Here is a 21,318-nt window from a genome sequence, read left to right as displayed (position 1 = left end):
GCTTTGGTTGTAAATTCTGCGCCTGTGTTCGGGTTCCGGCAAGGATTCTTTAACCCTGACGGATCGGGGCCGCTGCGGCGCGAAAAATATGCATGGAGATGTGAAATTCGGGGGCGCATCAAGGATTTGGTGGCAACTCGGGTGTAATCAGGAGGCGCGAGACCGGGATCGGTCCCGCCTCGGGAGGATTTTCGCGTGACGAAACCGCAAGCTGTCGGTCCGTGCGACGCCCCGCGCATCCTGCGCGAGGGGGGGCGGATGGGCCTGTCTTGCGGTCGGGTGGTCGGGCGATGATGGATTTTCCCGCCTTTCTGGCCAGCGGTTTCGGACCCGAGGCAGATCTTCTGCCCTGCGGGCTGGTGCTCACCGATGCCGAGGGGACGATTCTGGCGGTCAATGCCACGCTTCTGCGCTGGCTGTCCCAACCCGCCGCGGCGGTGATCGGCGAGTGCAGTTTCGTGCAGCTTCTGGCCCCGCCCGGACAGGTCTACTGGAAGACGCATCTGTGGCCGCAGCTGCGCCTGCAAGGCCATATCGACGAGGTGACGCTGCCCCTGCCCGATGGCGCCGGGGGGCTGCGGCATTGTCTTCTCAGCGCGCAGATCTCGGGGGAGGGGGGGCATATCGGCTTTGTCCTGGTCGACGCCGGGCGGCAGTATCTGCGCGATCAGGAACAGGCGCGCTCGGGCGTCATCGCACAGCTGCGTGCGCGCTGGCTGGCGCAGATCGAACGCATGGCCGGGGTCGGGGCCTTTGCGCTCGATCCCGAAACCGGCGAGATCGAGGCCTCGGATCGGGTGTTCGAGATGCTCGGCCTGGTGCCCGCGGTGGGGCTGACGCTGGATCAGATGCTCGAACGCTTCGTCTCGGCCAAGGTGCGCACGGCGATCCGGGCCGATCTGGCGCGGCTCGCCCGCACGCAGGAGCCGCTCGCGCAGGAGGCCGTTCTGGCGACGCCCACGGGTGAGCTGCGCCGGGTGCAGCTGCAGGCCGAGGGCGAGTGGCTGGGCGGGCAGATGGTGCGCATTGCCGGGGTGCTGAACGATGTCACCCAGTTCCATGAGGATCAGCAGCGGCTCTGGCAGGCCGCCAACATCGACGAATTGACCGGGCTTGCCAATCGCCGCCTGTTCCATCGCCGCCTGCAGACCGCGCTGGAAGGTGGGCCCTTTGCGCTGGTTCTGCTCGACCTTGATGATTTCAACGCGGTGAACGACATGCTCGGCGCCGATGCTGCGGACGAGTTGTTGCGGGATGTTGCGGTGCGCCTTGCGGGGCTGGTGGGGGCGGCCGGTGTGGCGGCGCGGCTCGGCGGTGACGAATTCGCCCTGCTTCTGCCCGCGGCCGATGCCGATGCCGCGGCCGAACGCCTGACCCGCGAGGCCCAGGCCGCGATGGCGCAACCTTTCGAGATTGCGGCGACAAGGCTGACGGCCTGCATCGGGCTCGCGACCTTTCCCGCCGATGCCACCGATGCCGAAGGGCTTTTGCGCTGTGCCCGTCAGGCCCTGTCGGAGGTGAAATCGGTCCGGCCCGGCTCTGCGGCCTTCCTGCGCGGCCCGCTGCGTGCGCGTTTCGACGCCCGCCGCACGGCGGTCGCCTTCGTGCAGGAAGCCGCGCGCGACGGCCGGATTCGCGCCTGGTATCAGCCCAAGGTGCGGCTCGATAGCCACCGCATCGTCGGCTACGAGGCGCTGGCGCGGATCCTCACCCCTGAAGGGACGATCTCCACCCCCGAGCTTTGGGGGGCGGCGCTCGAAGATGTCGATTGCGCCCGGCTGGTCGATGGCAATGTGCTCGACGCGGTGCTGGCCGATCTGAAGCGGGACGCGCCGCGGCTGGTCCGGGTGGGGGTCAATTTCTCCGAGGCCTCGCTCCGGGGCATGGATTTCGCCGAGCAGATTCTGGCGCTGATCTCTGCGCGCGGGCTTTCCCCGCAACTGCTCGAACTCGAGGTGGTCGAGACCGTGTTGCTGGGGCAACGCGCCGACGTGCTCGCGCAGGGGTTCAAGCGCTTGCGGGCGCAGGGGATGCGGATCGCATTGGATGATTTCGGCACGGGCTTTGCGTCGCTGTCGCATTTGCGGGATCTGCCGATCGACCGGATCAAGCTCGACAAGTCCTTCGTGCTCGGCCTCTCGGGCGATCATCGCAACGGCGCGATTTTGCGCGCGATTCTCGATCTGGCGGCGGTGCTCGGGCTCGAAACCGTGGCCGAGGGTGTCGAAACCGACAAGGCCGCGGTCTATCTGCGCGGGCTTGGCTGTCTGGAGGGGCAGGGCTTCCGCTTCGGACCCGCACAACCGTTCGAGGCCTTGCCGCCGCCGGGCGCGAAACTCTGACAAGATCGGAAGTTGGCGAAAGAAAGCAGCCGACAGCGCTATGAGCCGCGCGGCTTTGTCATTTTACCCATTGTCTGGAAACGGCTTGGTGGAGCTGAGGGGGATCGAACCCAAAACGCTTGTTTCCAGTTATTCCTTTCAATATAAGGGCTTGGGCGGCCTAAAATTGGTCGGAGACATTGGTCGGAACTGCGATGGCAAAGCGGAAAAATGCGGACAGGCTGCTTGATCTGCGTGGCCTGACTTGGTGGTTCAAACGGGACATTCCGGCGGCCTGTCGCGCGGCCCTGAAAGACCCCCGAACGGGCCAGCAGCGGGCAACCTATCTGGTCAACCTGCGGACCTCCGACAAGCGCGAGGCGCGGCGGCTGCGCGATGAGCTGGAGGCGGAAACCTCGGTCCTGTTCGCGCATATCCGGGAAGGGAAAGCGGTAGAGGCCGAAACCATGACGGCCCGGGAGCTGGGGCGCTTGCATCGTGAGGCCATCGCCGCTGTCGAGCATCTGGGGCCTGATGGGCCGGAGGATGTGGGCCTGTCGCCCTTGGAGGCCGCCGAGTTGTCAGCGGAAAGCACCTTGGAGGCGCTTGGCAGTGAGGAGGAGCAAGAGGCGTTCCTTGACGCTCTGCATGGGCGTGAACTTCCCCGTGCGCTTGTCGAGACATTCCTTTCCCGCGCCGACTATGCCCCGAAGACCCTCACCGAACGGCGGTCAAACCTCGGGTGTTTCGTGAAGTGGGCGGAGGCGCAGCGCCCGGCCCTGACCCTAGACCGGATCGGGCGGCGAGAGGCTGGCAGATATGTGACCGAGGTTCTGGAAGAAAAGCACCCGGCAACGCAGAAGAAGCACTTCTCGGCGCTTCGGGGCTATTGGTCGTGGCTGGCCGCGCGGGGTCACGTCGATCTGCCTCAGGGGGTCCGCCGGGATGAAGGCTGGCCGTGGTCCGGTCAGGTCACGCCGCGCCGGGGAAAGCGTGTCGAGCGGGGCAGTCGGAGCGAAGAAGAACGGCCCTTCACGGAGGAGGAGGTCAAGGCGCTCTTGTTCGCCCCGGCTCCGCCTAGCCGCCTTCCGGGGAATGACGAATTGATCCGCGATGTGCTGCGTGTCTCGCTGCTGTCGGGGATGCGGCTGGCCGAGGTGTTGACGCTGTGGGTCGAGGAGGTCCGGGAGGGGCCGGAAGGCGCTGGGCTGGTCTTCGACATTCAACAGGGCAAGACCGAGGCGGCGGCCCGCCCCGTGCCCGTGCATCCTGACCTTCTGGGGATCATCGAGAGGCGGAGGAAGGACAAGGCCCCGACTGCGTGGCTCTTTCACGAACTGGCGCACGACACCCGCCCGGCTGACACCTTCGGCAAACGCTTCCGCAGGTTCCGGGAGGCGCTGGGGGTCGAAGACAAGCGCGATGGCAAGCGCCGCAGCCTTGTGAACTTCCACTCCGCCCGGCGCTGGTTCACAACTCAGGCCCGCCATGCCGGGATAGCCCGAGAGACCATCGCGGACGTGATCGGGCATGTCCCGGACAAGAAGGATCTGACCTTTGGGGTTTACACAAAGGGCGCTTCCCCGGCCCAGTTGCGGGCCTGTGTGGAGGCGGTGCAGCTTCCGGCAGGGGATGCAGGGCAGGGAGTCTAGGAGGCCCGGAGAGGCCCCCTGAGAGCCTTGGCGGGCGCGGGCGGTGTCAGCCCTTGGGGATCTGGTCGATGCCGTCACGGGCCAGCGCACGGGAGTTGGTGAGGTGGCGACCTTGGGCGCAGTCGATGCGTTGCAGGTTCTTGCGGCGAAGGTCGAAGCTGTTGCCGTTTAGGAACTTGGCGCGGGACTTCTCGTCCCCTTTCAGAATCACGCGGGCAATCGGCTGCATGTTCGCGGTGCCGCCACGGGCCATCGGACGCCATGCTTTGACGGTCGGTTGCCCCGCACCGCTGGCGTTCACGCACCACAGGCCGCGATAGCCCCCCTCCTGCAACGTGATCCAGTCGGCAAGGTTGACCAGCGCGGTCAGGGTCTGGCCACGGAAGCGCACAGGGACGCGCAAGGACACCGTGCCGTCATCTTCGAAGAACGGGACCGGGTGCCGCGTTCCCCGCTTCCGCAGGATCTGGGAGGCTGTGCCGGGGTCAAGGTGGGCGACTGCTGCGTGATCGTTCCGGGCGCAATAATCGGCCCATGTGAGGTTCCCGAGGTCGGGGATGCGGGCGTGGATGGCGGCGGTTGCGGCTTCGAGAGCGGCGTCTTGGGAGGTTAGGTCAAATTTCATGTGGTTCCTTTCAGTGTGGCGTGGGCTAGGGTGATCCTCGGCATGACTTCCCCTGCATCGCCCGCCACAGGCACCTTGCGGGGCTGGGAAGGAGACAGCGCCGCAGGTTATGCGGGGGAGGCCATGCGGAAGATCAGCGATGATGGGGAGGAGGTGCGGTGCCGCCGACTTGGCGCATCCGTTACATGTTAGAGAGATTGTTTAGGGGAGCCCCTGTCCTGTAGTGAGGGGTAATTGAGCCGGAGGCCCCTTCCTGTGGTACGACCTAATCAGGCAGAGCTGACCCGTCCTGTGGTGAGTGGTAATCAGACCAACCGCCCTGTCCTGTAGTGCGTCCTAATTCAATGTGCTGACGAAGTCCCGCCCTCGGCCCCGTGAAAGCGCAAAAGGCCGCGCCTATTGGCGTGGCTGTCATCTGTTTTAACATTGTGTTTTTTGGGGGGATGGGAGGCCCGGTCCTGTAGTAAGGGGTAATCCCCGATTAGACCCGATAGACTTCTTGTCATCCCAGCATGTCGGACAGTTTCTTGGCCAGTGCTTTGCCCTTCTTTGTTGGGTTGAGAAGGTGTGCCCTACTGTCGAAAGGGTCAATCGCTTGGACTATCAGGTTCAGCCCTTGGCGCTGGCCCCCGTCTTCGTCCTGTAGATATGACGTTTGCGAGAGTGCCCGGACGTTGCGGGATAGCGCGGATTTCTGCAGTCCCACCCGGCTTCTCAGGTCGGTCGCACGCATCCCCGGATCAGAGAGAACGGACAGAAGGACAGCCACCTGCCCAAGTTCCATGCGGGGGTATTGGTCCCGTATCTCCTCAACGATGCGAAAGAGGCGGCGCATGTTGGCCCTAACGTCGTCTTCGGCGGCCATGTGGTGTTCCCTCAAAATTTCTTTGTTGCTTAGCCCCGTCAGTGCCTTGCTTCCGGGTCGCCTGATTTAGGCAGCTTCGGGCGGCTTGGGCAACCGCCCCAGCGAAGGCAAAAGGCCCCACCTAAGCGGGGCCGTTGCGTGGGGCCTATTCTCTGCCGGAGGGATGTTTCAGGCCGCGGCGTCAAACGGCCCCTTGGCCCATTCCCGGTCCTGCCCTTGCGCCGCGTTCGGGGCGATATGGACGCCGCAGCCGAATTGCAGCTCTGCAAGCTTCGCCATGACCATGCGGGCGGAAAGCGGCATTGCCGGGCTGCTGGGCATTGGGGCGGCCGCCTCACCCCGCGCAAACTCCTCGGCGAGGTCATAGAGGAAGTCAGCGGCAAGGCGGGCGGTGTTCATTGCGGCGATCTGTTCGCGGCTGAGGCGGTGTTCCCCTGCGATCTGGTCAAGGCGGTCCCCAGCTGCGGACAGGAGGGTGTTGAGGGTGGTGGTCTGGGTGTTCATGGGGGGTTCCTGTCGGTTGGTTGGGTCAGTGCTTGGCGGCGTTCTGGAGAGCTTCGACGGCCTTCATGGCCTTCGGTAGGGAGACGGAGGCGATGCGCAGAAACTGACGTGCGGTGTCCCCGTCCAGCCGCCCCGCCGCAACTTCCTCGGCGATGGTCATTAAGTGGCCAGAGGCTTGGATACACGCGGCTAGGGCGTTGTGTTTCCGGGGGGCTGCGTGTGGGCTTATGCCGTTGTCCTTCGCCTGTTCAAACAGGTCCAAGGCGTGGGTTATGGCGGCTGTCACGGCGGCGTTTCCTTGCGGTTGGCGATGTGCTGGAGGTCTTCGGAGGGGAGAGGGCGCCTGTCCCCCGTGAGAGGCAACAGGCCCCACCGAAGCAAGGCCCTGCGTCGTCCCTGGGGGCGCCTAGAGGGTGTTCCAGACCAGCCACGCGGCGGCCAGCACCCACAGGACGTCAAAGGCACGGAAGGCCCACATGAGGAGGTCTAAGGCGGTCATTGATGCGCCCCTTCCAGCTTCAGGAGGTGCGCTTCGGAGGCAGCAATCAGGCCGTCAATCCAGTTGTCATCCCCGACCAGTTCCCGCGCGTCCCGGAGCGCGTCAATCAGTTTGCGGGTGGCTTGGGTTTCGCTGGTCGTGCCGTCCGTGCGGGCAGCGGCGATGGCATCTGTCAGTTCTTTCAGGCTCTGGACTGCGGCGGCCTGTGCCCGGAGCGCCTCGATCTGTTTCGTCAGTTCTTCCTCCGCTGCATCCAGTTCGGCGACTTGCGCTTCCCCCTTTGCCAGTTGTTCTTTGAGAACGCCCTGCTGTTCGTTGAGAGAGTCGAGGCGGGCGCGCAGGTGCCCGATTTCGTTGGCGGCATGTGCCATGCGGTGTCCTTTCAGTTTGTCTCTGAGGCCCCGATAGTTGCGCCATAATGCATTGTAAATGCTTGGTTATTCTTGCCTCAGATATGCAATCTGATGCGAAGTGAGTCCGATCAACGGGTTATCGCTGTGCCGGTCACAGATCGATTCCTTTCGCCGCAGGTTCTGTGACCGAGAAAACAAACAGATAGCGAGACGAAGTGTGGCGTTTATGCAACACTTTCCAACCGGTCCAGCACCCGTTTGACCTGCGTTGCCGTCCAAGCCCCGCCCCGAGGTGTCGCGATGCCAGCCCCGCCAAGGGCCTCTGCGATCTGCGCCAAGGTGGCCCCGGAGGCGCGCATAGGCTGCACTATCGGGCGCACCCGTTCGGCAAAGCTGCGGGCGTCACGCTGGATGGCCTCGTTGCGCTTGCCGGTGGCGTCCCGGAGCCCGCCCAGCTTCTGACCCCGGGCCTTTGCCTCGGCCAGCGCGGCCTTGGTGCGCAGGGAGATGAAGTCCCGTTCCTGTTCCGCCAGCGCGGCATAGATATGCAGCTGGAACTTGTCCGCGTTCGGCATGGATGCCACCCGCAGCTTGACCTTGGGATCATCCATCAGCGCGGCGATGAGGGACACGCGGCGGGACAGGCGGTCCAGCTTGGCGACAAGCAATTCGGCCCCGGTGCGGCGGCACAGGTCCAGCGCCTTGTTCAACTCGGGCCTGTCGTTGTCCCGCCCCGAGGTCACGTCAAGGAACTCGCCCAGCACCTCGAAAGGCGTCTCAGCATAGTTGGCAAGGTAAAGGTCAATGTCCCGGCTCTGGGCCTCAAGCCCTAGCCCGGAGCGGCCTTGTTCTTCGGTGCTGACACGGCGGTAAGTTACGAACTGGCGCACGGCTGCGGCCCCCTGTTTGATCTGTCGGGGGCAGGGTGGCGCAGTGAATGTCAAATGTCAACGAACGTTGTGCATGTAAAATTGCGGATGCGGAGCGGCTAGCACCCATGCAGTAGAAGCGCCCAGATGGGTGTTCTGCGGCGGGCAGGGAGGTGACGGGGCAGCCGTCGAAGATGTGCCAGCTCTTCGGCTTGGCACGGATCGGAAGGGGGGTGGGGGTGCCCTTTTGGCGGCCCGGCATGTGGAGGGCGCGGACGGCACGGGGGGATGCGCGCCTGAGCCTTCCGGTCGAGGTGACGCTTCGGATTTTTCCGCCAAAATGGGGCGGCTTTGCCCTGAGTCGGTCGGGCCTCAAAACTTGGTCGGAATGATTGGTCGGAACTTGGTCGGAGAGGCCAGGAACATTTCCTGTAACCCTCTGATATCGCGTCGATTTTCAGGAAGTTTTACGGCTTGGTGGAGCTGAGGGGGATCGAACCCCTGACCTCATCATTGCGAACGATGCGCTCTCCCAACTGAGCTACAGCCCCTCGCCGTGGGGGGTATTTCGCCCATGGCACGGGTATTGTCAAGCGCCCCAAACCCCGCGGCGCACAAAATTTTTCATCTTCTCAGGCACTCGCCCCGAGCTTGCCGCGCACGAAGCCGACAAGTTCGTTCGCGGGCCTTGCACCCGCAGCGCGCGCCACTTCGCGGCCCTTGCGAAACAGGATGAAGGCAGGGATGCCCTGAATGCGGTGGCGCTGCGCCGCCGCCGGATGGGCCTGCGTGTCGATCTTCGCAAGCCGCACCTGACCCGCCAGCGTCGCCGCAGCAGATTGAAACTGCGGTGCCATCTGCCGACAGGGACCGCACCAAGGCGCCCAGAAATCGACCAGCAGGGGAACGTCATCGCGCTCCGCCTTGGCAAGCGTCGCCGGATCGATTTCGGCCACCTTGCCGGTCATCAGACCGGCGCCGCAGATGCCGCATTTCGGCCCTGCCGCCAGCTTGTCCGCGGGCACCTTGTTCGCCTGCCCGCAGGCAAGACAGGTCAGTCGCAGCGCTTCCGCCATCGTGGCCTCCAATATATTCGCTTTGCGGAATATATTGGAGCGACCGCCGCCGATTTCAAGACTGCAGGCCCTCGCCCATCGCCTCGCGCCAGTGACGGCGGCAGAGCGAGACATAGGTTTCGTTGCCGCCGATCTGCACCTGAGCGCCGTCGTGCAAGGCCCGGCCATCGTGCCCCATCCGCACGACCATCGTCGCCTTCTTGCCGCAATGGCAGATGGTGCGGACCTCGCGCATTTCATCGGCCAGCGCCAAAAGCGCTGCCGAGCCCGGGAAAAGCTGGCCGCGAAAGTCCACGCGCAGCCCGTAGCACATCACCGGAAGCCCCAGATCATCGACGGCACGGGCCAGTTGCCAGACCTGCGGCTCGGTCAGGAATTGTGATTCGTCGATAAATACACAGGCACAGGGCGCCGATTTGAGCCGTGTCTTGCACAAATCGAACATATCGGTCTCGGGTGTGAAGCAGGTGGCCTCTGCCGAGATGCCGATGCGACTGCCGATCTTTCCGGGACCCGCCCGGTCATCCAGACGCGCCGTGACCAGGAAGGTCTGCATGCCGCGTTCAATGTAGTTGTAGGAAGCCTGCAAGAGTGCGGTGCTCTTGCCGGCGTTCATCGTCGAGTAGTGGAAGTAAAGCTTGGCCATGGCGCCTTTTGCGTCAGCCTGCCCGGGCACACAAGAGGGGAGGCGGGGGCATCTGCCCCCGCATCAGGTCTCAGTGACCGCGCTGGGCCCGCGCCGGACGTTTCGGCGCGGCCTGACCGCCCGTGGGGGCATGGCCTTCGGCACGACCGCCGCGTTTTGCTGCCGGTTTCGCCGCAGCTTTGGCCTCGGGCTTGCGGGCCTGTTTCGCTTCGCCGTCGCGGGCGGGTTTCGGACCCTGACCGCGATGCGGCTTCTTCTGCTGACCGCTGCGCCCCGGGGCCGGACGCGAGCCGCCCTCGGCATGCGCTTCGCCGCCGATCACCGGGATCTTCGCGCCCATCGCGGCCTCGATCGCGCGCAGGTCGGTCATCTCGAGCGGGCCGCAGAAGGCCACCGCGCGCCCGTCACGCCCGGCTCGCGCGGTGCGGCCGATGCGGTGGACGTAGTTTTCCGGCACGTTCGGCAGGTCGTAGTTGTAGACATGCGCGACCTGCGGAATATCGAGCCCGCGCGCCGCCACATCGGTCGCCACCAGCACCTGCACTTCGCTGGCGCGGAAGGACGAGAGCGCCCGTTCCCGCTGTCCCTGGCTTTTGTTGCCATGGATCGCGGTGACCGAAAATCCCCATTTTTCCAAAAGCTTGGCCAGCTTGTCCGAGCCATGCTTGGTGCGGTTGAAGACCACCGCCAGCTCGCCCGGATGGCGCGAGATATACTCGGCCAGCAGCGTCGCCTTTTCGCCCTGGGTGGTGAAATGCACACCCTGATCGATCTTTTCGGCGGCCTTGCCGGGGGGGGCAACCTCGACCCGGATCGGGTCCGAGAGGTAGCTTTCCGCGAGTTCCTCCATCAGTTTCGGCATCGTGGCCGAGAACAGCAGCGTCTGCCGTTCGGCCGGGATCAGCTTCGCGATGCGGCGCAGCGCATGGATGAAGCCGATGTCGAGCATCTGATCGGCCTCGTCGAGCACGAGATATTTCGTCTCGCTCAGCACCAGAGCGCGGCGCTCGATCAGGTCGATCAGGCGGCCCGGCGTCGCGATCAGCACGTCGCAGCCTTTGGAGAGTTTCTCCGACTGCACGTTGATCGAAGCGCCGCCAACGACGCGCTGGATGCGCACCGGGGCGCCTTCGGCATAGGCGGCCAGGTTGTCGTGGATCTGCGTCGCCAGTTCGCGGGTCGGGGCCAGGATCAGCGCGCGCACGGTTTTCGGGGCGGGCCGTTTGCCATAGGCGAGGATGCGCGTCAGCATCGGCAGGCCGAAGGCGGCGGTCTTGCCGGTGCCGGTCTGGGCGAGGCCGAGGATGTCGCGGCCGCGCACGATATGCGGGATGGCTTTCGCCTGAATCGGCGTGGGTTTGGTCAGGCCAAGCCCGGCCAGATTTTTCAGGAGCATCGGCGCAAGGCCGAGGTTTTCAAACGTTTCCAAAGGGTTCGTCTTTCGTGGCGCAGATGCGCGCAAAGGATCATGCCCCCGGGCGGGGGCGGTGGCGGGCGGGCGGTGCAAGGCGTTGCACCCGGCCCCCCGCGTGAATGTGAGGCCAATTGTCCCGATCGTGCTTTCATGCGGAAAGCGGCTGCTCACGCGGCAGCGAAGGCGGGATGACTGCCACATGGGCGCGGATCGCCTCAAAGTCAAGGCAATCCGCAAAATCTTCGTCAATCGGGCGCCGTCATCCGCGCCGATCGATCAGGCGCGGTCGGCCGTATCCATCCAGATCGTGACGGGGCCGTCATTGAGCAGGCTGACCGCCATGTCGGCGCCGAATTCCCCATTTGCGACCGGCAGGCCGAGATCGCGCAGAAGGTTCGAAAACTTCAAGTAGAGCCGGTTGCCCTCTTCCGGCGGGGCAGCGGTCGAGAAGCCCGGGCGGTTGCCGCGCGAGGTGTCGGCCGCCAAGGTGAACTGGCTGACCACAAGGCAGGCGCCGCCGATATCGGTGACGGAGCGGTTCATCTTTCCGGCCTCGTCCTTGAAGATGCGCAGCTTCGCAATCCGCCCGGCAAGCTTCTCGGCCTCGGTCTCGGTATCGCCCTGCATGGCGCAGACAAGGATCAGAAGACCCTGTTCAATCTCGCCCGTAACCCGATCATCCACCTCGACTTTTGCGCGCCGGACCCGCTGGATGAGCGCCCTCATTTCAGCTCCTCCGCCCAGGGCGGGTTGGCGCCTGCGCGGCTGACGGTGATCGCGGCGGCGGCATTGCCCAGCGTCAGGCAGGCCGAGATCAGCGCGGCATCGGCGGTTGCGACCTCGGCTTTCGTCAGCTTGTCCGCCCGGTCGAGCGCGGCCAGAACGCCCGCGTTGAACGTGTCGCCGGCGCCAACGGTATCGACGACCGTGACCTTGTGTGAAGGTTCGAAAAGGGAAAGTTCGACGCTGAAGGCATGGGCGCCCGTGCTGCCCTCGGTGACGAAGACGAGCTTCGTGCCGCGGGCCAGAAGACCGCGGGCCAAAGCCTCGATCTCGCCCGGTCCCTCGAGCCAGCGCAGATCCTCGTCCGAGACTTTCACGATATCGGCCAGCGCGATCATCCGGTTCAGCCGCGCGCGATAGGCGGCTTCGTCGCGGATGAAGCCCGGACGGATGTTCGGATCGAGCATGGTGACTCGGCTGGCGGCCTCGCGCGCCATCAGCGCCTCATAGGTGCCGCCACAGGGATCGACGGGCAACGAGATGCCGCCGAAGAACATCGCCTTGACCGCGGCCGGGATGGCCGGAAGCTCGGCGGGCGTGATCATCCGGCCCGCGGTATTTTCGTCGTAAAATGCGTAGCTTGCGTGGCCATCGACAAGCTTGACGAAGGCCAGCGTCGTCGGTCGGTCGGAGCGGATCGAGAGCCCGGCATCAACTTTGGACGCGGCCAGCGTCTCGATCAGCACTTCGCCGAAGAGATCTGTCGAGATCCCTGACAGGAACCCGGCCTCTGCCCCCAGACGGCCTAGCGCGATGGCCGTGTTGAACACCGACCCGCCCGCATAGGGCGCGAAAGCCGCTTCGCCCGCCGTGCTTTGCCGCGGCAACATGTCGATCAGCGCTTCGCCACAACTCAGGATCATCGTTCCCTCCCCGTTTGCGCGAGACATAGCGCCAAGCCGGGCAGGGCGCAATAAATCAGTGATGTTGAATATTGTAGAGCCAGACCCCCACGCCGACCGCAATCGCCGCCAGAATGACCGCAAAAGCGATCTTCCAGGCCGACCAGGGCCGGTCGCCGCGCACCTGACCGGTCTGGGCGTTCACGACGAACCGATAGGAGGTGTCGCGATATTTATAGGCGGCGGTCCAGATCGGCAGCAGGATATGCTTGAAGGTCTCGGCCGCAAAATCGGTGTTGATCGTGGCCACGCGCTGCTCGTCGCCGCCGATATCGCGGCGCACATCCATGTCGATCACCCGCGCCATCTCGGTCCGCGCCTGATCGTGGCCCTCGGACAGATCGACCGTGTAGCCTTCGGCCTCGAATCCGGCGAGATAATCCGGGTTGTAGGGCGTCAGCGCCGAGAGGTCCCAAGGCTGCAGTGCCGCCATGTAAGCGGGGGGCAGTGAGCGTGAGGCATAGACCACGACATCGTCGAAATCACGCGCGACCCGACCCGCGACCGGGGTCCAGTTGACCCGCCGCACCTGTTCGGTCCGGGTCTCGCGGCGGCCGTTCACCTCGACCTCGACCTGCTCGGTCTCGTAATAGGCATCTCCGCGCGCGCCGGTGTACTGCGAACGCGTCTCGGCGTCGAAGGTCCAGAACGGCGCATAGACGCCAGTCATCTTGCGCCCCTTGCGGGCATATTGCGTCAGCCCCGACGGCGCGAACCAGAGCCCGGCGAGCCATTTGCTCAGCGCCGCATGGGCCTCTGCCTCGGTCAGGGCAAAAGGCACCACGCCCTGCGGTTTGATCTGCCGCGTCAGGCCCGTGTCGGTCACCACCGGAGTTGCACAAAACGGACATTGGCCCGCATGATTTGCCCCGGTTATCTCGATCAATGCAGCACAATTCGGACATTTCAGCGTCCGGCTGTCCTGCATGGCATCGCCCGGAAGCCGCGCCGACAGACCCGCCTCGAGCGGCAGTTCGACAAGCCCCGACTGCCCCCGTCCCAGCGCCCGCGGGATCGCCTGTTCATGGCCGCAATGATCGCAAAGCAGCTTTTCCTGGCCGGGGGCGAAGCGCAGATCGGCGCCGCAGGCCTCGCAGGGCGTATGATGCTCGGTCTTGTCGCGGGTGACCTTGGGCAGGGCCATGGCTTACACCCCGGGCGGGGGCGGCGGCGGCACGGTGGCGAAGAGCGCGGCCAGTTCCGGAAGCTCGGCGGCGGCTTTCCAGCCCTCCTGACCCGGCGCCCAGACGAGGCTTGCCCGGGTAAAGCCGCCCGCGGTGATCATCGCAGCGAGCTGCGCGCGGGCAAAGGGGCCGGTCGTCTGCCCGTTCGCCGCGACATGCCAGACGGTCTCGCTGGGCGGCGGGGGCGGCGGCGGGGCCATGGCCGCGGGTGCAGCGGCGGGCGCGGCGGCGGGGGCTGCCCCCCAAGGCCCGGCGGCCATGTTCATGCCCATTCCTGCCCCCATGCCCATCCCCATCGCCGTGCCCATCGGGCTGCCCGGCTGCGACACCGCCTGCGCGGCGTTGAACTGCATATACCGGTTCAGATCGCCCACGATCCCCATCGAGGTCCGCTGATCCAGAACCTTCTCGACTTCCTCGGGCAAGCTGATGTTTTCGATGTAGAATTCCGGGATCGACAGGCCATAGGCCTTGATCACCGGATCGATGGCCCCCGCCACCAGCTTGCCCATGTCGGCCGTATTCGCCGCCATGTCGAGCACCGGGATCTTTGCCGAAGCCATCACCCGCGAGAATTCCTGCACGATCACGTTGCGGATCTGGAAGCTGATCTCGTCGGCGGTGAACTCGCCATCCGTGCCGACGATTTCCTTCATGAAAACAGCCGGTTCCACCACGCGCATCGCATAGGTGCCAAAGGCGCGCAGCCGCACCGGGCCGAATTCCGGATCGCGGCAGGTCACCGGGTTCTTCGTGCCCCATTTCAGATCGGTGAAACGGGTGGTGTTGATGAAATAGATCTCGGACTTGAAGGGCGACTGGAAGCCGTGGTCCCAGTGCTGCAACGTCGTCAGGATCGGCATGTTGTTGGTTTCAAGCTGATACAGCCCCGGCCCGAAGACATCGGCCAGCTGGCCTTCATGCACGAAAACCGCCGCCTGACCCTCGCGCACGGTCAGCTTCGCGCCGTATTTGATCGCATGGCCCTCGCGCTCGAAGCGCCAGACCATCGTATCGCGCGTGTCATCGACCCAATGGATGACGTCGATGAATTCGCCGGTCAGGAAATCGAGAATGCCCATGGGTCCTCCTAGCTGCCGCCGGTCAGTTCGGTGGCGATATCGGTGATGATCGGCCGTGCCTCGGCTTCGGTCATGCCGGGGCGCAGGCGCGGGTCGTAGAGCATCTGCAACAGAAGCTCGTCCTGCCGGGTGAGCAGCGCGAATTCCTCGTCATCGTTGAAGATCGAGGGCCGCGCACTCGGGTAATCGTTTGCAAGTCCAAGACCTTGCGCCAGTTCTTCATGCACGCAGGAGCGGCGCAGAAGATCCGGGTGTTCGGCACGGATCACCGCAACGGCATGGTTGTAGTCGGGGGCATCGCCCTCGGAGAAAGCGAAGACGACGCAGAAGGTCGAGGGGGCAAGATTGGTGATCGCCGAGACCGAGGCGGCGTCGATGCCGGGCACCAGCTGCATCAGCCGCGGTGCCAGCGCGCGGCGTTCGTCCTCGTTCACCACCAGAACGTCGAAATTCCCGCCCTCTTTCACCACCGAGACCGGATGGCGCGTGGCCGTGGCCAGCTGGCCCGCATAGGCCGAGATCATCGCCTGATCATGGGCGCGCTGCGCCAGCGGCACCGAGTCGCCGAAGCTGACCTTCATCTGCACCGGCACTTCCCAGCGCCGCAGCCGCGAAGCCCGGGTCTGCGCGATGTAAGTGCCTGCGAAAGAAGAATATTCATCGTAAAGCGCGATGTGGATGAAGTTGTCGATCAGCTGATGCGTGGCAAAGGGCGCATCGCGCGGGGCGACATCGACGCGCATCAGCCCGCGGCTGCGCAGCGTCGCCTCGACCTGGCGGTAATAGGCCTCGACGGCAAGGCTTTCGGCACTGCGCGGGCTGACCGAGACCGGCGCGACGGGCGAAGGTTCGGGGCGGGGGGATCGATCCATCCCGCCCCCCGGCCCGTCGAAACAGCCCGAGAGCGCCGTGCAAAGCGCAAGCACTCCCGCAAGCCTTTGACCGTGCTTCATTCCTTGGCCTGCACCGGCTTTGCCCGCGCCGCAGACAGGGTCTCGCGCAGCGTCGCTTCCAGGGTCTTCAACTCGGTCTCGGCCTCGGCGCGATGCCGCTTGCCCTCGTCGGCGATGCGCAGGCTGTCCTCGATCGTCGCGATCAGCTCGGCATTGGCGCCGCGGATCGCCGCGATGTCAAAGACGCCGCGCTCCATTTCCGTGCGCACCGTCGCATTGGCCTCGCGCAGGGTCTTCGCATTCGCCGCCAAGAGCTCGTTCGTCAGATCGGCCGCCTCTTTCACCGCTTTTGCCGCATCGGCCGAGCGTTGGATCGTCACCGCCTGCGCCAGCTGCGTTTCCCACAGCGGCACCGTGTTCACGAGCGTCGAATTGATCTTCGTGACGAGGCTCTTGTCGTTTTCCTGCACAAGCCGGATCGAGGGCAGCGACTGCATCGTGACCTGCCGCGTCAGCTTCAGATCATGCACGCGGCGCTCCAGATCGTCGCGCGCGGCGCGCAGATCGCGCAGCTCCTGCGCCCGCAGCATCTTGTCGGCCTCCGATGCGGCAGCGACAGCGGCTTCCTTGGCGGGAATGTCGGCGCGGTCGGTCTCGGCGATCTTCGCTTCGCCCGCGGCGATGTAAAGCGCCAGGTCGTCATAGAATTTCAGGGTCTTTTCATAAAGCCGATCCAGCGCCTTGATATCGACCAGAAGCCGCTGTTCATGCCCCAGCAGCGCATCGGTGATGCTGTCGATCTGGCCCTGCACCTCTTCGTAGCGGGCGACGAATTTCGCAAAGGGCGCCGCGCGGCCGGTCAGCTTGTCCCAGAGCGAGCGTTCGCGGCGCACGTCCAGCTCTTCCTCGGAAAAGCCGCGGATCGTCGTCACCAGCGCTGAAAGGCTGTCACCCGCCGCGCCCAGATCCTTGGCGCGGACATCGGCCAGCATCTCCTGCGAGATCGCCTGCAATTCGACCTGCGCCTTGGTGCCGAACTGGGTGATCGAGCCAGTGTCGCGCAGATCGATTTCTGCCATCCGGGCGCGGATCGCCTCTGCCACGGGCGGCGGGGCTTCGGCGAGCGGCACCGGTGGCGGGGCAGGCTCGGCCAATGGCGTCGCGGTGACGGTTTCAATCTCGGCAAGCGCCTTGGCTGCCTCGGCGCGGACGGTCTCGGTCATGCTCACCCCCTTGGGGCGCGATGTCAGGCCGGATCGACCTCGCCCCCGATCTGCACCCCACGCTGTGCGCCCTTGGAGCGGGCGCGCAGCGCGATCAGGCAATCCAGCGTCTCGCCCGTGACTTTTTCGAGCGTATCGGCATAGTTGCCAAGGGCATATTCCTTCGTCGTGTCGGGAAGGACAACCGAAAGTTTACGGGTCGCGGTTTCGATCTGCACAAGCGCGCCGATCAGCCCGGTTTCGGCATCGAGCCGCGCCTCGGCGGGGCGGTTGCGCAGATCATGCAAAAGGCGCACCTGCGCGGCGCGACAATCGGCAAAGACCGGCAGCAGCTCCGGGGCCAGACGACGCAGCTGGCGGTGCACCTCGGTCATGCGCAGCTTCACCAGATCGGCCAGCGCGCCACCTTCGGCCAGATGCTTGGCCGGGGCGAGGGGGTCAAGCGGCGCCTCCGTTGCCTTCGGCGCCGGCTGCAGCGCCGAGGCCCGGATCGACAGGCCGACCGCCAGCGCATGGAGGTTGCTGATCAGCGGGCGGTGAAACAGCACCGCGGCGAGCGCGAGTGGCGTGGCCAGAAACACCGTGGTGCTGCCGGGCAGGTGCCAAAACGCAACGCGCAGCGCCGAAAGAACCTGCGGCTCGGCACCGAAGGCGGCGGGGGCCGAAAGCGAAAGGCCCGACGCAAACGCAAGGAATGCGGTGGCCGAAATTCGGGGCGGGGGGGTGTTCTGCGGCATGGGGCACCTTTGACACTACGTTGCCAAGGTCGTTGGCAGGTGCGGCCGATTTGTGGCCAAGCTGCGAAATTCGCCGGGAAAACAGGCGTTTTGCGAAGAACGCGCCGTTTCCTTTGGCGAAACGATGCCTAGCTGCGCGGCGCTGTCACACCGTCGCGCGCGAGCCGGTCGCGCAGCACCTCGATCTCGATGTCGAGCCCCTCGCGGCCGCTTTCCAGCAGCGCCTTGGTGCGGGCGGTGAAATTCGCCTCGAGATCATCCAGCAGCGATTCAAATTCGGTCCGCGCCTGCCCATCACGGCTGCTCGCCCAGAGATCGGCAAATTTCACCCCGGCGTCGCGGGCGCCTTGCAGATAGACGGTCATGTAGCGCCGCGCCGCGGTCAGATCGCCCGGGTCCTCCTCGACCGCGCGGAACAGCCCGCGGGCGGAGGCGGCGAAAGCCTCGGTCCGGGCGGTCAGGCGGGCGTCGTCGATCCGCGCGATGGCGTCGCGCAGGGCCTCCAGATGCTTTTCGCCCTCGGCCACCACCTTGGCGACGCGATCCTGCTGAAACGGGTCGATCCCCTCCATCCCCTTGTCCCGCATCGGATCAAGGCCGAAGGCGATCAGGCCAAGCGCCACGCCCACGGCCGCAACCACGCCCGCGCCGATCAGGCCAAGGTCGGGCGCCTGCGCGCCAAGGGCAAGACCGACGCCAAGCGTGACCGCGCCCAGAGCCTTGCGCGGCACGGCCGGGCGGCGGGCGGTCTTGCGCGCCTCCCAGGTGGCTTCGGCTTTCAGGCCCTCGCGAAACAGGAAGGCGGCAAGGCCGACGACGGCAAAGGCGCCAAGATTGCGCGCCAGCGCCACGGGGCCATCGCCAAAGGCATTGAAGAGAAAGGGGAAAGCCGCCGCCGCCAGCCAGACCGGGCGTCCCGCAAGGCGGTGGCGCGGGGCAGGGTCGGGCAGCCTGTCGGGGGCAACGCCGGGAAAGCCCTTTTCGGGCGCCATCGGCTGGGGCGAATATTTGCCGCCGAAACGTTGTGCCATCTCAGACCGTGCCTTTCAGCGCGACCGAGAAGATCAGCGCCAGAAGCAGTCCGAAAGCGATGGTTTGCACGGTTTTGCGCGACATGGGCCCTCCGCCGGTTGCCGGTTGCGCTCAAGGTAGGCGCAACCGGGCCGGGTTTGAAGGGGCTTGCCGCCGCAGGGCTCAGCCGCGTTTCGGGCCGGGCTTGCCGCCAAAGGGCCGCTTGTCGCCGCTCGCATGGCTCTTGAACCCTTCCGAGCGCGGTTTGCTGCCCGGTTTCCCGCCGCCGTGGCTTTTGAAGCCCTCGGATTTGAAGCCGGGCTTGCCGCCGCGCGGCCCGAAGGATTTGCCGCCTTCGCCGTCCCGCGGCGCATAGGGCTTGCGATCGCCATCTTCGCGACGGGCGTAAGGCTTCTTCTCGCCATCGCGCGGCGCATAGGGTTTGCGGTCGCCATCCTCGCGACGGGCATAGGGCTTTTTCTCGCCATCGCGCGGAGCGTAGGGCTTGCGGTCACCATCCTCACGACGGGCATAGGGCTTTTTCTCGCCATCCCGCGGCGCATAGGGTTTGCGGTCGCCATCCTCGCGACGGGCGTAGGGCTTCTTCTCGCCATCCCGCGGGGCGTAGGGTTTGCGGTCGCCATCCTCGCGACGGGCGTAAGGTTTCTTCTCGCCATCGCGCGGAGCGTAGGGCTTGCGGTCGCCATCCTCGCGACGGGCGTAGGGCTTCTTCTCGCCATCGCGCGGGGCGTAGGGCTTGCGGTCACCATCCTCACGACGCGCATAGGGCTTCTTCTCGCCATCGCGCGGAGCGTAGGGCTTGCGGTCGCCATCCTCGCGGCGCGCATAGGGTTTGCGATCACCATCTTCGCGACGGGCAAAGGGCTTGCGCTCGCCATCCTCACGGCGCTCGAACGGCTTGCGCTCTCCGTCCTCGCGATGCGATTTCATGCCGAACGATTTCGGCTTGCGGTCGCCCTCGGCGCCCGCGAAATCGCGCTGACGGCCAAAGCCCTTGCGCTCGTCGCCCTCGCCCCCCTCGGGACGCGGCCGGCGCGCGCCCGGCTTCGGCGCCATCCGTTCCGACCGCGGCGGCTTGCCATCCTCGATCCCCGACAACAGCCGGTCGCCCAGCTGGTCGCGCAGCATCTTGCGCTTCACCTCGACCACGGCGCCCGGTTCCATGTCGTTCAGCCGGAACGGGCCGTAGCTGACCCGGATCAGCCGGTTCACCGTCATGCCGACCTCGCCCATGGCGCGGCGGATCTCGCGGTTCTTGCCTTCGCGGATGCCGACGGTCAGCCAGGCATTCGCGCCCTGCTGGCGGTCCAGCGACACTTCCATCGGCTGGAAATCCTCGCCATCGATGGTGATGCCCCGGCGCAGCGGATCAAAGGTCTCGGTCGTCGGGCGGCCGTTCACCCGGACGCGGTATTTGCGCAGCCAGCCGGTTTCCGGCAGCTCGAGCCGACGCTTCAGCCCGCCGTCGTTCGTCAAAAGCAACAGCCCTTCGGAATTGAGATCGAGCCGACCGACATTCAGCACCCGCGGCATTTCCTCGGGCATTTCGTCGAAAATCGTGCGGCGGCCCTGATCGTCCTTCTCGGTCGTCACAAGGCCAAGCGGTTTATAATAGAGCCAGAGCCGGGTTTCCTGCGGCGCGTCGATCGGCTTGCCGTCGATCACCACCTTGTCACTGGGCTTCACATCCAGCGCGGGGGTCTCGACCTTTTTGCCGTTCACCGTCACCCGGCCCGCAAGGATCATCTTTTCCGCATCGCGGCGCGAGGCGACGCCCGAGCGCGCAATCACCTTGGCGATGCGTTCGGCCGTATCGGCAGTCAGAGTCGGGGCGGGGGTTTCATTCGTATTTGTCATGACCGATCCTTCAAGGGGAGGGGGCGCGCGACCATCGCGGGCGGAGGTGCCTTCCTACACCTCTCATGCAGCTTTGGAAAGCGGCTTGATCAGGCAGGGTTTGCGGGGGATGAAGGGCGATGCAGTTCAAGAGCCACATGCAGGCCGCGCTGGCCGAAGCCGAGGCCGCCGCCGCGCGCGGCGAAGTGCCGGTGGGCGCGGTGATCGTCGCCCCTTCGGGCGCGGTCGTCGCCCGCGCGGGCAATCGCACGCGGGAATTGAACGACCCTACGGCACATGCGGAAATCCTTGCGATTCGCGCGGCTTGCGCGGCTTTGGGATCGGAGCGGCTGGTGGGGTACGACCTTTACGTGACGCTCGAACCCTGTCCGATGTGTGCGGCGGCGCTGTCGAATGCGCGGATCGCACGGCTCTATTACGGGGCGGGCGATCCGAAATCCGGCGGCGTGGCACAGGGGCCGCGGATCTTCGCGCATCCGCAATGCCACCATGTGCCCGAGGTCTATGACGGCATCGCCGCCGATCCTGCCGAAAAGCTTCTGAAGGATTTCTTCGCCGCGCGACGCTGAGAGTCGGGCCCGGGATTCGTCGGGGGCAAAGATTCGTCGGGGCCCAAGATTCGTCGGGGCGACGTGGCAGGGAGGAGGAGGCCACGTCGCCCCAAGGCCGCCTCGCGCGGCCAGATGGGTCAGCACCTTGCGGTGCATCGTCAGTCTTGCACCTTTTCGGTGCGGGGTCCCCTGTCGGACTTTTTTCTTCCTTTTCTTGACCTTGCCGCAGCGCGGCGCCGAAGGGAATCGA

At 65.5% G+C, this 21,318-nt stretch carries 21 protein-coding genes and 1 tRNA gene; 3 read left to right on the top strand and 19 right to left on the bottom strand.

What is annotated here, in order from left to right; translation table 11 throughout:
* Positions 1–290: 290 nt before the first annotated feature.
* Both C8J30_RS08955 and C8J30_RS08950 read left to right on the top strand, forming a co-directional pair.
* Entirely contained in the window at positions 291–2,342 is a 2,052-nt protein-coding gene (locus C8J30_RS08955) for a putative bifunctional diguanylate cyclase/phosphodiesterase (RefSeq protein WP_110805503.1), read from the top strand.
* 194 nt (positions 2,343–2,536) lie between these two features.
* Entirely contained in the window at positions 2,537–3,973 is a 1,437-nt protein-coding gene (locus C8J30_RS08950) for a tyrosine-type recombinase/integrase (protein ID WP_220033710.1), read from the top strand.
* A gap of 46 nt (positions 3,974–4,019) precedes the next feature.
* Here the strand turns inward: C8J30_RS08950 and C8J30_RS08945 are convergent, their stop codons facing one another.
* From C8J30_RS08945 to C8J30_RS08855, 19 genes are all read right to left on the bottom strand, one after another.
* Complete coding sequence (locus C8J30_RS08945; protein WP_110805502.1) at positions 4,020–4,598, bottom strand: hypothetical protein; 579 nt, start codon at positions 4,596–4,598, stop codon at positions 4,020–4,022.
* A gap of 502 nt (positions 4,599–5,100) precedes the next feature.
* Complete coding sequence (locus C8J30_RS08940; protein ID WP_110805501.1) at positions 5,101–5,463, bottom strand: MarR family transcriptional regulator; 363 nt, start codon at positions 5,461–5,463, stop codon at positions 5,101–5,103.
* Positions 5,464–5,631: 168 nt separating this feature from the next.
* On the bottom strand, positions 5,632–5,967 hold the full coding sequence (locus C8J30_RS08935) for a hypothetical protein (RefSeq protein ID WP_110805500.1): 336 nt from the start codon (positions 5,965–5,967) through the stop codon (positions 5,632–5,634).
* A 25-nt stretch (positions 5,968–5,992) separates the two neighbouring features.
* Positions 5,993–6,127, bottom strand: coding sequence for a hypothetical protein (locus tag C8J30_RS19235; protein WP_281269375.1), 135 nt, complete (start codon positions 6,125–6,127; stop codon positions 5,993–5,995).
* A 335-nt stretch (positions 6,128–6,462) separates the two neighbouring features.
* On the bottom strand, positions 6,463–6,837 hold the full coding sequence (locus C8J30_RS08925) for a hypothetical protein (RefSeq protein ID WP_110805498.1): 375 nt from the start codon (positions 6,835–6,837) through the stop codon (positions 6,463–6,465).
* A 206-nt stretch (positions 6,838–7,043) separates the two neighbouring features.
* A complete protein-coding gene (locus C8J30_RS08920) occupies positions 7,044–7,709 on the bottom strand; it encodes a recombinase family protein (RefSeq protein WP_110805567.1) in 666 nt (221 codons plus the stop codon).
* 454 nt (positions 7,710–8,163) lie between these two features.
* A tRNA-Ala gene (locus C8J30_RS08915) sits at positions 8,164–8,239 on the bottom strand.
* Between the two features lie 81 nt (positions 8,240–8,320).
* Complete coding sequence (gene trxC, locus C8J30_RS08910; protein WP_110805497.1) at positions 8,321–8,764, bottom strand: thioredoxin TrxC; 444 nt, start codon at positions 8,762–8,764, stop codon at positions 8,321–8,323.
* A 55-nt stretch (positions 8,765–8,819) separates the two neighbouring features.
* A complete protein-coding gene (locus C8J30_RS08905) occupies positions 8,820–9,410 on the bottom strand; it encodes a thymidine kinase (RefSeq protein WP_110805496.1) in 591 nt (196 codons plus the stop codon).
* Between the two features lie 70 nt (positions 9,411–9,480).
* Positions 9,481–10,806, bottom strand: coding sequence for a DEAD/DEAH box helicase (locus C8J30_RS08900; RefSeq protein ID WP_181420820.1), 1,326 nt, complete (start codon positions 10,804–10,806; stop codon positions 9,481–9,483).
* Between the two features lie 294 nt (positions 10,807–11,100).
* Positions 11,101–11,550 (bottom strand): D-aminoacyl-tRNA deacylase, encoded by a 450-nt coding sequence (gene dtd, locus C8J30_RS08895; RefSeq protein ID WP_110805494.1) that lies wholly within the window; start codon positions 11,548–11,550, stop codon positions 11,101–11,103.
* A complete protein-coding gene (locus tag C8J30_RS08890) occupies positions 11,547–12,470 on the bottom strand; it encodes a carbohydrate kinase family protein (RefSeq protein WP_110805493.1) in 924 nt (307 codons plus the stop codon). The genes dtd and C8J30_RS08890 overlap by 4 nt, the downstream gene beginning before the upstream one ends.
* Positions 12,471–12,525: 55 nt before the next feature.
* On the bottom strand, positions 12,526–13,653 hold the full coding sequence (locus C8J30_RS08885) for a primosomal protein N' (replication factor Y) - superfamily II helicase (protein WP_110805492.1): 1,128 nt from the start codon (positions 13,651–13,653) through the stop codon (positions 12,526–12,528).
* Positions 13,654–13,656: 3 nt separating this feature from the next.
* Positions 13,657–14,775 carry an SPFH domain-containing protein gene (locus C8J30_RS08880; protein WP_110805491.1) on the bottom strand — a complete coding sequence of 373 codons (1,119 nt, stop codon included), beginning with the start codon at positions 14,773–14,775 and terminating at the stop codon, positions 13,657–13,659.
* Between the two features lie 8 nt (positions 14,776–14,783).
* Positions 14,784–15,728 carry a DUF2927 domain-containing protein gene (locus tag C8J30_RS08875; protein ID WP_110805490.1) on the bottom strand — a complete coding sequence of 315 codons (945 nt, stop codon included), beginning with the start codon at positions 15,726–15,728 and terminating at the stop codon, positions 14,784–14,786.
* Complete coding sequence (locus C8J30_RS08870) at positions 15,725–16,891, bottom strand: toxic anion resistance protein (RefSeq protein WP_110805489.1); 1,167 nt, start codon at positions 16,889–16,891, stop codon at positions 15,725–15,727. Before C8J30_RS08870 ends, C8J30_RS08875 begins: the two co-directional genes overlap by 4 nt.
* A gap of 23 nt (positions 16,892–16,914) precedes the next feature.
* On the bottom strand, positions 16,915–17,628 hold the full coding sequence (locus C8J30_RS08865) for a hypothetical protein (RefSeq protein ID WP_110805488.1): 714 nt from the start codon (positions 17,626–17,628) through the stop codon (positions 16,915–16,917).
* A 128-nt stretch (positions 17,629–17,756) separates the two neighbouring features.
* Positions 17,757–18,659 carry a 5-bromo-4-chloroindolyl phosphate hydrolysis family protein gene (locus C8J30_RS08860; protein ID WP_110805487.1) on the bottom strand — a complete coding sequence of 301 codons (903 nt, stop codon included), beginning with the start codon at positions 18,657–18,659 and terminating at the stop codon, positions 17,757–17,759.
* 163 nt (positions 18,660–18,822) lie between these two features.
* A complete protein-coding gene (locus tag C8J30_RS08855; protein WP_110805486.1) occupies positions 18,823–20,517 on the bottom strand; it encodes a pseudouridine synthase in 1,695 nt (564 codons plus the stop codon).
* A gap of 119 nt (positions 20,518–20,636) precedes the next feature.
* Between C8J30_RS08855 and C8J30_RS08850 the strand changes: the two genes are divergently transcribed.
* Complete coding sequence (locus C8J30_RS08850) at positions 20,637–21,086, top strand: nucleoside deaminase (protein ID WP_110805485.1); 450 nt, start codon at positions 20,637–20,639, stop codon at positions 21,084–21,086.
* Positions 21,087–21,318: the final 232 nt, after the last annotated feature.

Origin of the sequence: Rhodobacter viridis, from assembly GCF_003217355.1 — a bacterium.
In the GTDB taxonomy this organism is placed as follows: Bacteria; Pseudomonadota; Alphaproteobacteria; order Rhodobacterales; family Rhodobacteraceae; genus Rhodobacter; species Rhodobacter viridis.
This window is presented reverse-complemented; position numbering and strand designations above follow the sequence as displayed.